The organism is Seonamhaeicola sp. NFXS20, assembly GCF_049132085.1.
Lineage (GTDB): Bacteria > Bacteroidota > Bacteroidia > Flavobacteriales > Flavobacteriaceae > Seonamhaeicola.
Map to the genome: position 1 here is coordinate 402,901 of NZ_JAFMPU010000001.1, position 12,613 is coordinate 415,513.

14 protein-coding genes and 1 tRNA gene are annotated in these 12,613 nt (G+C 31.1%); 10 read left to right on the plus strand and 5 right to left on the minus strand.

Annotated features, from left to right (window positions below; all coding sequences use genetic code 11):
- Window positions 1–9 precede the first annotated feature (9 nt).
- The 3 genes from J1D01_RS01835 to J1D01_RS01845 all read right to left on the minus strand — a co-directional run bounded on the left by J1D01_RS01835 (window position 10) and on the right by J1D01_RS01845 (window position 3,800).
- On the minus strand, window positions 10–1,965 hold the full coding sequence (locus J1D01_RS01835) for a PKD domain-containing protein (RefSeq protein WP_421149629.1): 1,956 nt from the start codon (window positions 1,963–1,965) through the stop codon (window positions 10–12).
- A gap of 306 nt (window positions 1,966–2,271) precedes the next feature.
- Window positions 2,272–3,252 carry a hypothetical protein gene (locus J1D01_RS01840; protein WP_421149630.1) on the minus strand — a complete coding sequence of 327 codons (981 nt, stop codon included), beginning with the start codon at window positions 3,250–3,252 and terminating at the stop codon, window positions 2,272–2,274.
- 104 nt (window positions 3,253–3,356) lie between these two features.
- Window positions 3,357–3,800 carry a hypothetical protein gene (locus tag J1D01_RS01845; RefSeq protein WP_372937002.1) on the minus strand — a complete coding sequence of 148 codons (444 nt, stop codon included), beginning with the start codon at window positions 3,798–3,800 and terminating at the stop codon, window positions 3,357–3,359.
- A gap of 140 nt (window positions 3,801–3,940) precedes the next feature.
- On the opposite strand from J1D01_RS01845, the gene J1D01_RS01850 reads away from it, so the two are divergent.
- The 10 genes from J1D01_RS01850 to J1D01_RS01895 all read left to right on the plus strand — a co-directional run bounded on the left by J1D01_RS01850 (window position 3,941) and on the right by J1D01_RS01895 (window position 10,494).
- Window positions 3,941–4,522, plus strand: a complete 582-nt coding sequence (locus J1D01_RS01850) for an RNA polymerase sigma factor (RefSeq protein WP_421149631.1) — start codon at window positions 3,941–3,943, stop codon at window positions 4,520–4,522.
- 5 nt (window positions 4,523–4,527) lie between these two features.
- Entirely contained in the window at window positions 4,528–5,274 is a 747-nt protein-coding gene (locus tag J1D01_RS01855; RefSeq protein WP_421149632.1) for a tetratricopeptide repeat protein, read from the plus strand.
- Window positions 5,275–5,326: 52 nt separating this feature from the next.
- Window positions 5,327–6,094, plus strand: a complete 768-nt coding sequence (locus J1D01_RS01860; protein ID WP_421149633.1) for a TatD family hydrolase — start codon at window positions 5,327–5,329, stop codon at window positions 6,092–6,094.
- A gap of 3 nt (window positions 6,095–6,097) precedes the next feature.
- Complete coding sequence (locus J1D01_RS01865; protein ID WP_421149634.1) at window positions 6,098–7,129, plus strand: asparaginase; 1,032 nt, start codon at window positions 6,098–6,100, stop codon at window positions 7,127–7,129.
- 81 nt (window positions 7,130–7,210) lie between these two features.
- Window positions 7,211–7,298, plus strand: a tRNA-Ser gene (locus J1D01_RS01870).
- Window positions 7,299–7,372: 74 nt separating this feature from the next.
- Window positions 7,373–8,146 (plus strand): MotA/TolQ/ExbB proton channel family protein, encoded by a 774-nt coding sequence (locus J1D01_RS01875; RefSeq protein WP_372937369.1) that lies wholly within the window; start codon window positions 7,373–7,375, stop codon window positions 8,144–8,146.
- A 23-nt stretch (window positions 8,147–8,169) separates the two neighbouring features.
- Entirely contained in the window at window positions 8,170–8,601 is a 432-nt protein-coding gene (locus tag J1D01_RS01880) for a hypothetical protein (protein ID WP_372937370.1), read from the plus strand.
- Window positions 8,602–8,605: 4 nt separating this feature from the next.
- The gene (locus J1D01_RS01885) at window positions 8,606–9,193 is read left to right on the plus strand and encodes an ExbD/TolR family protein (protein WP_372937371.1); all 588 of its coding nucleotides are present in this window, start codon (window positions 8,606–8,608) and stop codon (window positions 9,191–9,193) included.
- A gap of 16 nt (window positions 9,194–9,209) precedes the next feature.
- Window positions 9,210–9,686 carry an ExbD/TolR family protein gene (locus tag J1D01_RS01890; RefSeq protein WP_076699206.1) on the plus strand — a complete coding sequence of 159 codons (477 nt, stop codon included), beginning with the start codon at window positions 9,210–9,212 and terminating at the stop codon, window positions 9,684–9,686.
- Window positions 9,687–9,801: 115 nt separating this feature from the next.
- Entirely contained in the window at window positions 9,802–10,494 is a 693-nt protein-coding gene (locus J1D01_RS01895; protein WP_421149635.1) for a porin family protein, read from the plus strand.
- On the opposite strand, the gene J1D01_RS01900 is transcribed toward J1D01_RS01895, so the two are convergent.
- Together J1D01_RS01900 and rpoN are read right to left on the minus strand one after the other, a co-directional pair.
- Window positions 10,489–11,094 carry a hypothetical protein gene (locus J1D01_RS01900; RefSeq protein ID WP_372937373.1) on the minus strand — a complete coding sequence of 202 codons (606 nt, stop codon included), beginning with the start codon at window positions 11,092–11,094 and terminating at the stop codon, window positions 10,489–10,491. The genes J1D01_RS01895 and J1D01_RS01900 overlap by 6 nt on opposite strands.
- Window positions 11,094–12,548 carry an RNA polymerase factor sigma-54 gene (gene rpoN, locus J1D01_RS01905; protein WP_372937374.1) on the minus strand — a complete coding sequence of 485 codons (1,455 nt, stop codon included), beginning with the start codon at window positions 12,546–12,548 and terminating at the stop codon, window positions 11,094–11,096. The genes J1D01_RS01900 and rpoN overlap by 1 nt, the downstream gene beginning before the upstream one ends.
- Window positions 12,549–12,613 lie beyond the last annotated feature (65 nt).

The window sequence follows — 12,613 nt, forward strand, 5'->3', positions numbered from 1 at the left end:
CCTTAGGCACTAGAATTTCCAAATGGCATAGAATTGCCAATAGTTAAAATCATTTTCAAAACTCATAATATAACGAGCGCCAAGACTAGGACCAATTCTAGCAAAACCTGCGGTGGCTTCAAATAAAAGCCCTGTTCTTAAATTTGTAAATGAGTTTGAAAGTGAGTTTTGTTCTTTTGTGCTGTTCATTATAGGAGCATCGGGGTCTGTGCCTTCAAATTGTTCAATTAAAACATTTTGGTTTTGTTTTTCGCTAACCGAAATGGTGTTTTGTAAACCAGCACCAAGCCCAATATAATTATTTACGTTATATCGTAAAAGAATTGGTATATCCCAATCTATGTTTTCATAACTAGCATCTGTGGTGGTACGTTGCCTAAATCTAAACCCTTGGGGGTCATCAATAATTTCATCGGTAACATTGGTGTTGGCATCGTAAGAATGAAAATTATTCATAAGTTCTACCTGCCAATACCAACGATAAGACTTGTAAGGAGAAATGGTAGCGCCTACAAAATAGCTTTCAGAATTGTTTAGGTTTTCAAACGAATTATAACCTACTTTAGCACCAACAGAAATACCAGGTAAAAAGCGTGTGGTAGAGTAGTTGGTAATTATAGGTTCATTTTTATCAAATATTATGGCTGTTCTGCTTTTTGTTTTCTTTTTATGAAAATCTTTAGCAAATTTTATTTTATACTTTACAAAACCTTTTGTAGAATCATACTCTTTTACGTTTTTCTGTTCGCTACCTGGTAAGTAAATATTTTTAAAGGTGAAAATAGCTTGTTTGTCTGTAAAAGTAGTATCTAAGCAACTATACAGAACTTCTTTTTTAGGACAAATATCACATTTAGGGTACATGTCGATTACTTCTAGAGTCGATTTATCCAACATATCAGGAATATCAGTTTCCAAGCGTATAGTTCTTGCGGGTCCTTCGCCATTATTTTGAAACTTTATTTTATACTTTAGAGTTTTAAAGCGAACAAGTCTGTAGTTCATAAACGTACCGTTAGAAGACATTTTATTTGGGTCATGTGAGGTTACAATTTCCATTTCCATGTCTTTAACCTTATGATTGTCATAATTAGAATCTGGAACATAAATACCACGTACTGAAATTATAGCACTAGTATCTTTTACCATTTCTGGGGTGGTTTTTAAGCTGAAAAATATATTGCGCTCTTCGTTTGGTTGCATATTCTCAAACTCTAATAAACTCCAGTCTTTGTATATGCTTTGAGATTCTTGAATGGTTAAAGGTAAATTCATTTTTTCGGTAGAATCTTGCAGTGTTAAAGCACTTTCTATAATATCATTATTAGAAGAGGCTAAATAGATGTTTTCATTATCTATATTATATGTGTAAGCAAAACTGCTATTGGAAATATCTTTTTCGTTATGATGAGTTCTGGTTTCAATTAATTCAAAGTTGTCATTTTTGTATTTAAGTTCATTGTAAAACAAATATATTTTACCCTTTGTAATATATTCTTTTGTGTTTTTATAACTTAAAATAACTACCATTTCTTGGTCTGGAACAGGCTCTCTGTTTCGTTTTAATGTAAAGTCTTCAGTCATAGAGGCAATATCTTCATAATCTTCAGTTACATTGCTAATGGCTATTTTTTTGGGGCGTGTAGTAGGTGGTTTTCCGTTATCATAATTATTAGTTGCCCAAAGTTTTACTTCATATTCGCCTTTATTTTTATAGGTATGCTTAGGATTTTTTTCTTTGCTGTAATGGCCATCACCAAATTCCCAATGGTACGTATAAAAGGCTTTAGGCGCACCAGCAATTTGGGTTAACTCTGGTGTTTCTGGTGTAAATGTAACTACATTACTATTAGTGATATTTTTTATAGTGGCGGTTCTTGTTAAGCTATCGGTTTCTTTAGTTTGTTGAGAAAAACCAAAAATAGAAAAAGTAAAAACCAGAAAATAAAGTAATATTTTAGGCATAACAAAAATGTTTAGGTGTTTAAATATACAAAGACTATAAGTAATATGTTTTTTAAACATTATTAGTAAATTAAAATCATTACTATATTGGCAATAATTGTTATCACAATCATTATTATTAGTATAACAGCCAATATAGAAATACTTTTTTTCATGCCTTAAAAAGGTTGTTTAATACTATATACACTAAGGTTGTTTTTTGTTACCCATTAAAAACAAAAAAGCCAGAAATTTTACATTTCTGGCTTTTAATAAATAGGTTAATAATTTGGGAAACCATTTAAAGTAGGTTTAAAAAAGCTATGTTTATGGCAGATTGTTAATTATGTTTATTAATTGAGTTTCTGTAACAACACTGGTTTCATCTTCGGTAAAAGTAATGGTTTTATTTTCTGCTATGGTTACACCTTTTATGGCGTATTTCCAGTTATTGTTTTCTTCGGTTACAAAAATTACATGACATTCTAAACCAATGGGAATTTGTCCGTAATGTTCGCTAAATAAACCTGTATTAGAATCGTAAGTATCAAGGTTAGCTAATCCGCTATCTTCTCCATCGTATGATAAATAAATAGCACAGTTTGTGTTGTCATAACCTTCAGGCGCATCTACTAAAATAGTTGTTTTTTCTCTTGGGTCGTTATAAAATTTATCTACGTTAGTCCAGCCAAAGTCGCCAACAAAAGCGTAATATTGGTTTCCTTCAAAGAAAATACCGTTTTCTCCATTAGGGTTGTCTCGTTTGTCTTCTTCCCAAGCAAGGTTACCGTCTTCATCTATAGTGCCAGTCCATAAAATCATATCGTTATCTATACCTCCTGTTAAATCTCCAGGAATACCTAATTGGATGTCGCAAGAAATATCTAAAGGCGTTCCGTTTTGTGTAGCTTCAATATAAAATTCGCCACCAGAAATTAACAGAGCTTTGTCTCCGTTAGGCATAACTCCCATAGTAGGTTTGTTAGTTGTAAGCATAGAACCTTTGTCAAAAAGTTCAACATATTCTAAGTCTACTTCACCTGTTACTGGATTTCCGTTAAGTGTTAAACAACTACTGTTAATTCCTATAGATACACCGTTATCTGAGGTTAGGTTTATCCAACCGTCTTCTGCGTTAAACTGAAACGTTTGTGTATTGTTGTTTAAAGCGTCTTCAAAAAGCGCGTTGAATTCTTCTTGTGATGGTCCTTCAAAAATTGGGTTTTCGCCATCGTCTGATTTTGTACAACTTGTAAAGATTAAAGTTGTCATTAATAAAAGTCCGAAAATGTTCTTTAAAGTGTTCATAATAGATTTGTTTTTAATTGTTATTCATGTTTATATAAACAGGGCAACTATTTTGTTACCCTGTTTTTTGTTTTTTTTTCACTTCGACTGTGCTCAGTGTGACATTATTGTTGAGGTTGGCTGATGATTATTTTGTTTACAATAGCATCGCCAGAGGCTACTAATGCTATCATTTTATTTGCGTATGCTTCAGATGAAGAATATCCTCTTGCAGTACCAGATACGGTTTCAACTTCCCAGAAATAGTTTCTTTTGTTGCTGGTATTAACTTCAGATTTTAGAACAAAATAACTTTTAATTTCTTTTGAGGTTACAACTTCACCAGAGGTTGCTAAGGCAATCATTTCTTTAGCTTGTTCTAGAGATAAAGAGGTTCCAGAGTAGGTGCTTTTTGTAGTTTCAACCTTCCACTCAAAAACTTGAGCAATGTTGTTTTTTGTAATTTCAATAACTTCATTTAAAGTGTTAAGGGTCTTGTTTTCATTTGTAGCATTTAAGTTTAATATTGATAATACTACGGTTCCGATAATTAAAATTGATTTTTTCATGATTTCTAAATTTTTTATGGATTAATTAATTTTTGTTTCGTCTTAATTTTTGACTGTTACACCCTTATATCAAAACCATTTAAAATTTGTTACCCTTTTATTTCAAACTTTTTTTACTTTAGTAGCAAATACAAGGGGTAATGAGCGAAAAAAAAATTCACGAAGACCAGAAATACATAGATGGATTGTTAAAAAACAACGCATTTATAATTCAATCTATTTATGATAAGTTTGCCTCCAAAGTGGTTAATTATATAAAGCAGAATAGTGGAAGTGCAGATGAAGCTCAAGACGTAATTCAAGAAACGCTCATAGCTATTTACAATCAAGCAAGTCAAAAAAAACTACAGCTTACGTGCCCTTTTGATGCGTATTTTTTTTTGTTATGTAAACGCAAATGGCTTAATGAGTTAAAAAAATCTTCAAATAAAGAGGTAACAATTAATGAGGAAGTATTATCTAAAAATGACGAGGCTCAAGAACTAGCTTTTGAAACATCAGTTTTTAGCGAAAAACAAGCTCTTTTTTCAGAAATGTTTAATAAACTAGGAAAAGCTTGTAAAGATTTATTAACCGCTACTTTTAAAATAAAATCTATGGAAGAAGTAGCAAAAAGTTTAGGTGTAACCTATGCCTATGCTAGAAAAAAGAAATCTTTATGCATTGGTAAATTAACAAAAATGGTTCAAGGATCACCTAAATTTAACCAGCTTAATAATTAATTGTCATGGAAGATCAAAACTACATATTATTTGAATCCTATTTATCTGAAGAATTATCTAAAGAAGAAAAGGCAGATTTTGAATTACGATTACAAACCGAACCAGAATTTAATCAAGCCTTCAACACCTATAAAGAGTTGTCTTCTTTTTTAGAAAATAAGTTTGAAAACAAAGCAGCTTCAGAAGCATTTAAAGAGAACATAAAAAAGATTTCAGATAAGCACTTTAATAAAGAAGAAACACTATTAAAACAAAAGCAAAAACCAAAAGTGTTTCAGTTTTATAAATATGCTATTGCAGCCTGTGTTCTTCTATTTATTGGGTTATTTACATTCAATCAATTATCAAACCCAAGTTTTAGTGATTATAATACTTATGAAACCATTAGTTTAACCGTTAGAGGCTCACAAGATGCATTATTAAAAACTGCTGAAAACGCTTTTAATACTAAAGATTTTACTAAAGCAGAAGAGGCCTTTAGCCAACTTTTAAAACAAGATGCTACAAACAAAGAATTTCAACTTTATAAAGGTATAGCTTTAATAGAATTAGATAAATTTAATGAAGCCGATACCTTATTAGAAAAACTTTCAAAAGAAGATTCTGCTTTTAAAAATGATGCTATTTGGCATTTAGGTTTAAGTAAACTAAAGCAAAAAGATTATAAGGCATCATTAGGAATTTTAAAAACACTGCCAGAAGACGCCAATAATTACAACAAGGCACAAAAACTAATAAAGAAACTAGATTAAAGTTATATTAAGAAAGTCATCATTAAACAGATGACTTTTTTATTTTTACAGCATGATTATAACAGATACACACACCCATTTATATAGCGAAGCCTTTGATGATGATAGGCATGAAATGATACAGCGTGCTATAGATGAAAATATAACTAGGTTTTTTATTCCTGCAATAGATTCAACCTATACAGAGGCAATGCTTCAACTAGAAAAAGATTTCCCAAACAATGTGTTTTTAATGATGGGTTTACACCCAACCCACGTAAAAGAAAATTTTAAAGAAGAGTTAAAACATGTTGAAGCGATGCTTGCAAGCCGAAAATTTTATGCTGTTGGCGAAATAGGTATAGATTTATATTGGGATAAGAGTACCTTACAAATTCAAATAGAAGCCTTTAAACATCAAATAGCATTAGCTAAGCATTACAAATTACCCATAGTAATACATTGTAGAGAAGCTTTTGATGAAATATTTGAAGTATTAGAAGATGTTAAACATGATAATTTATTTGGAATTTTTCATTGCTTTACAGGAACTTTAGAACAAGCGCATCAAGCCCTTTCCTATAATATGAAATTAGGTATTGGTGGGGTTGCAACATTTAAAAATGGGAAGATAGATAAGTTTTTAAATGAAATTGATTTAAAACACATTGTTTTAGAAACCGATGCTCCCTATTTAGCGCCCGTTCCATACAGAGGAAAGCGAAACGAAAGCCTATATATATTAAAGGTGTTAGATAAACTATCAGAAATATATAATTTGCCAGTAAAAGATATTGCAAATATTACCACTCAAAATTCAAAAGACATTTTTAAAATTTAAAAAATGAGTAACTCTAAACCCAACATATTACTTATTTATACTGGCGGAACTATTGGAATGGTTAAAGATTTTAAAACAGGCGTTTTAAAAGCATTCAACTTTAATTCACTATTAAATAAAATACCAGAGTTACAATTATTAGATTGTAACATTAATACAGTATCCTTTAAAGAACCTATAGACTCTAGTAATATGAATCCAGAATATTGGGTTCAAATAGCAGAACTAGTAGAAACTAATTATAACGAATTTGACGGATTTGTAATTCTTCACGGAAGTGATACCATGAGTTATACAGCTTCGGCCATAAGTTTTATGTTAGAAAATTTATCAAAACCAGTAGTTTTTACAGGTTCGCAATTACCAATAGGAGATTTAAGAACCGATGCTAAAGAAAATTTAATAACATCTATACAAGTTGCATCTTTACAAAAAAATGGCATACCAGTAATTCAAGAGGTATGTTTGTATTTTGAATATAAATTATATAGGGCTAACAGAACTACAAAAATAAATGCAGAGCATTTCCAAGCATTCGATTCACCAAACTATAGAGAGCTAGCAGAATCTGGGGTGCATTTAAAAATCAATAAAAAATATTTATTTAAGCCTGAAGCTAATAAAGCGCTAAAAGTTCATAAAAACTTTAATAATAATATAGCACTCATAAAATTGTTTCCAGGAATTACAAAAAATGTTATAGAAAGCATATTTAATACACCAAACTTAAAAGCGGTTATTTTAGAAACTTATGGAGCAGGAAATTGCACCACAGAATCATGGTTTATTAATTTGTTAGAACAAAATATATCAAAAGGAATACACATTATAAATATAACACAGTGCTCTGGAGGTAGCGTTATGATGGGGCATTATGAAACCAGTAGCAACTTAAAAAGCATAGGTGTAATTTCGGGCAAAGATATTACTACAGAAGCTGCAGTTTGTAAGTTAATGTACTTGTTAGGAGAGGATATTTCTAAAGAAAACTTTAAAAACCTATACGAAATGCCAATTAGAGGAGAAATGATGTAAAATTAACAGTGTAAAATTTTAAGGTTTAAAGATTTTTTTGTTATTTCATCCCCCGTAATTAATAGTACTGAAATATTATAAAGAGAGGTGGCCGAGTGGTCGAAGGCGCACGCCTGGAAAGTGTGTATACCTCAAAAGGGTATCGAGGGTTCGAATCCCTTCCTCTCTGCTGTTATTTTTATCTGATTAGTTACTTTTTTTTTTTATCTTTAACACTTTAACAAATAAAATTAAGATCTAGACATGAAAAGATTATTTTCTATCCTTGCCATTACAGGAATGATGGCATTTGGAACTGCTAATGCAACTACAATTGCAACTACAACTACAGCAACAACTGTAGCAACAACAATTCAAGATGATGATGCAGCACCTGCTGAAGAAACACTTGGATTTCATCAAGAATTAAAAAAGAGATTTATTGAAGGTGGCCCTGGATTTATGGGAATCGTTTTGTTATGTTTAATTCTAGGTTTAGCAATTGCTATCGAGAGAATTATCTTTTTAAACCTTTCAACTACAAACACAAAAAAATTAACTCAAAACGTTGAAGATGCATTGTCATCAGGTGGCGTTGAAGCAGCTAAAGAAGTTTGTAGAAACACAAAAGGACCTATTGCTTCTATATTCTATCAAGGATTAGATAGAACAGACGAAGGTTTAGAGGCTGCTGAAAAAGCTGTCGTATCTTATGGTGGTGTTCAAATGGGACAATTAGAGAAAAACGTTTCTTGGATTTCATTATTTATTGCCTTAGCGCCAATGTTAGGATTCATGGGTACAGTAATAGGTATGATTGCAGCCTTCGATAAAATTGAAGCAGCTGGAGATATGCAACCATCATTAGTAGCTGGTGGTATTAAAGTAGCACTTTTAACAACTGTATTTGGTTTAATTGTTGCTATTATACTTCAAATTTTTTATAATTACATTATTGCTAAGATTGATAGTATAGTTAATGATATGGAGGATGCCTCTATTACATTAATGGACTTATTAATTAGACACAAAAAGTAATAATTAAATAATAATAAAAAATTATGGGTTTACATAAAGTATTAAAAATAGTAGCTTTCGCTCTTGCTATTATTGGCGCAATTTTTGCACTAATGATTATAGCAGGAGATGAAGAAAGTGCCCGTGGTACAGCTGGTAATATATTATATGTTACTTATGTAGTACTTGGGTTAGTTGTAGCGCTAGTTGTAATATTTGTTATTAAAGGACTATTCGCAGGAAACATAAAGAAAACCCTGTTAACTGTTGGTATCTTTTTAGCAATTGTATTTATATCATACGCTATGTCATCTGGAACAGATTTAGATTTAAAACCGTTTACAGATAAAGGAGCAGATGTTACAGAGGCAACATCAAAGAAAGTAGGAGCAGGCTTATACACATTTTATGTGTTAGCAGTTTTAGCTATAGCTTCAATGGCTTTCTCAGGGGTTAAGAAAATATTTAATAAATAATATTATGGCAAAAAGAGCAGCACCAGAAGTAAATGCGGGCTCCATGGCCGACATCGCGTTCTTACTACTAATATTTTTCTTAGTAACAACAACTATTGAGGTAGATTCTGGTATTAACCGTAAATTACCCCCAATGGAAGAGTCTGAGGAGGATGTAGTTATTAAGCAAAAGAACATCTTTACTGTGCTATTAAATGGTAAAGACCAATTGCTTGTAGAGGACGAATTAATGGAGCTTAAGGATTTAAGGCAAGCAGCCATTGATTTTTTAGACAATGGTGGTGATGGAACTTGTAGTTATTGTGGAGGAAAAAAAGATCCAAAATCATCTGATAATCCTGATAAAGCTATTATTTCTTTAAAGAACGAAAGAGAAACAACATATAAAACCTACATAGCAGTTCAAAATGAACTTGTGGCGGCTTACAATGTGTTGCGTAACAAGAGAGCTATGGCTCAATATGGAATGTCTTTTACAGAAATGCAAGCTAATTATAAAGATGTTAATTGGCCAGGAAATAAAGATAGGTTGAAGGAGAAGATAGACAAAATTAAAGCAGACTATCCTCAAAAGCTTTCAGAAGTACAATAATTTAATAGAACAGACTATGTCTAAATTTAAAAAGAAAAAGAGCGGAGCTTTACCAGCTATATCAACAGCATCTTTACCAGATATTGTATTTATGTTATTATTCTTTTTTATGGTGGCCACAGTAATGAGGGAAAACACCTTAATGATTGAAAATAACTTACCTTTTGCAGATCAAGTTGAAAAACTTGATAAAAAGGATTTGGTAATGTACATATATGCAGGTAAACCAAGCGAAAATTTTAAGCAGTATGGTACAGAAGCAAGAATTCAGTTAAATGATAAACTTGCTAATGTAAATGAAATTGCTGCTTTTATTGCAGCTGAAAGAGCTTCCAAAAGAGAAGAATTAGTTCCTTTTTTAACTACAGCTTTAAAAGTTGATAGTGATGCAAACATGGGATTAATTGGAGATATTAAGCAAGAGTTACGTAAAGTAAATGCGCTAAAAATAAATTACACTACCAAAAAAGGAAGTGTATTTGGAAGAAATTAGTTGTACATTCTTAATTTTATAAAAAAGGCGTTTTGAAAAATCAAAGCGCCTTTTTTATTTTATAGCTGAACAATTTTAATTAAAATTGTGTGTTAGTAAATTAATCAATTGTTTAATGAGATTATTTTCAGTTTTCATATTTCTTTTGTCTGGTTTCTTTAATAATGTCTTAGCTCAAGAGCAAAATATAAAAGACATAGATTCACTATATAAAGAGGATCAATTTTATGCTGGTACAACTTACAATGTATTGGGAAAGCAACCCACAGATGTATCGCAAAGTGGTTTCTCTTTAGGGTTTCATTTAGGGTATATTAAAGATATTCCAATTAATAAAAGAAGAAATATAGCTTTAGGACTGGGACTTGGCTATTCAGCTAATTCCTTTAATCAAAATATACGTATTAACAAGGTTAATGACGTAGTTACATATACTTTGTTAGAAGACTCTGATAGTTATTCAAAAAATAAATTTTCTAGCCATTTAATAGAAGTGCCTTTTGAATTTAGATGGCGAACTTCAACACCAACAGAATATAGTTTTTGGCGTATTTATACGGGCTTTAAAGTAGGTTATATGTTAACACATTCTGCTAAGTATAAAGGGGATTTGGGTAATATAAAATTTACAGATATTGAAGATTTTAATGATTTTCAATATGGTTTAACTTTAAACGTTGGTTATAACACTTGGAATTTATACTTGTACTACGGTTTGAATCCTATTTTCTCTGAAGACGCTATTATGAATGATGAAAATCTAGACATGAATGCCATAAAAATTGGGCTAATGTTTTACTTTTTATAACCAATAAGGCACTAGTATCAACTGCGGAATGATGCCTATAAAAACTCCCATTATTATTTCTTTGTAAGTGTGTGCGTTCATGTGTAGTCTTGAAGTTGCAATGGCACCCATTACTATAGCCATTAAAGCTAATGTACCGTTAATATTTATACTAAAATGAATACTTAACACAATAAAAAACATAAATACACCACAAACGGCAATCATATGTATGCTGGCTTTAAATTTAAAAATAGCAAGCGTTAAACACACTATGGTTGAAATTAAAATTCCTATAAAGAAATAGTATAGTTCAATAATTTGGGTTGGTGTTAAAATTCTTTGAATAACTATTAAAATAACAATACAATTAAGTAATAGCGGATAAATACGTTCTGTTGTGGTTTCAAGATAAACAGACTTTACTTTTCCTAAAGTTTTTAGTAAAAAATAAAGTAGTACAGGAAGCACAATAGTAAGTATAAAAAGAGATACTAGTTTAGCCCAAATAACTTCTTTTGGTATAAACCTAGGCGACTTTGAGAAGTAAAAAATCACCCCCAATAATGGCATAAATAGAGGGTGAAAAATAAATGAAATACTTCTTAGGATATGATTCATTAGATTTTTTTACGTAGTCTAGCAACAGGAATATCTAATTGCTCTCTATATTTAGCAACTGTTCTTCTGGCAATTGGATATCCTTTTTCTTTTAAAATGCCAGCAAGAGTTTCATCAGTTAGCGGTTTTTTCTTGTCTTCTTCTTCTATAACTGTTTCTAGAATTTTCTTTATTTCTCTTGTTGAAACGTCTTCACCTTGGTCATTTTTCATTGATTCAGAAAAGAATTCTTTTATCAATTTAGTTCCGTAAGGTGTATCTACATATTTACTATTAGCAACCCTTGAAACGGTAGATACATCCATATTAATTTCATCTGCTATATCTTTAAGAATCATGGGTTTTAAATTGCGCTCATCGCCTGTTAAGAAATATTCTTTTTGGTAATGCATAATAGCGCTCATAGTTACAAAAAGAGTTTGTTGACGTTGTTTGATAGCTTCTATAAACCATTTAGCAGCGTCTAACTTTTGCTTAATAAATATTACAGCATCTTTTTGAGATTTTGATTTGTCTTTAGAGTCTTTATAACCTTTTAGCATGTTATTATATTCTCTAGACACGTGTAACTCTGGTGCATTTCTGCCATTAAGTGTGAGTTCTAATTCTCCATCTACAATTTTAATAGCAAAGTCTGGAACTATATGTTCTATTATACGATTATTACCAGAATAAGAGCCTCCAGGTTTTGGGTTAAGATGTTCAATTTCTGAAATAGCATCTCTTAATTGGTTTTCAGTAATGTCAAATTTTTGAATTAACTTTTTGTAGTGCTTTTTGGTAAACTGTTCAAAAGCTTTATCAATAATATCAATTGCTAATGCTACTTGTGCAGTTTTTTCTTTTCGGTGTAATTGTATGCTTAGGCATTCTTGTAGGTTTCTGGCACCTACACCTGCAGGGTCTAATTGATGAACTATTTTTAGCACTTCTTCAATTTTAGATTCTTCAGTGTAAACGTTTTGAGTAAACGCTAAGTCATCCATTATGTCTGATAGCGACCTACGGATGTATCCGCTTTCATCTACACTGCCAACTAAAAACTCGGCAATATCGCGTTCTTCATCAGTTAATCTGTAAGTGTTTAGTTGATTTATAAGGTGTTGAGTAAATGATGTTCCTGCTGCATAAGGCATGGTTTTTTCTTCATCATCATTACTATAGTTATTGGCATGAGTGCGATAATCTGGGATTTCGTCATCACTCAAATATTCATCAACATTAATATCTTCAGCATTTATAGTATCACTATCGTTATAATCGTCGTTAATTTCAAATTCAGAATCGAAATCATCTTTATCTTCTTTTCCTCCTTCTAGAGCCGGATTTTCTTCAAGTTCTTGTTTTAGTCTTTGCTCAAAAGCTTGTGTAGGCAACTGAATCAATTTCATTAATTGAATTTGTTGCGGCGATAGTTTTTGTGATAATTTAAACTGTAAATGTTGTTTGAGCATATTTTGATTTGGTTTAAGATAAAAGTATAAAAATTCTTTTAACTACAATACTTGTACCATTACCA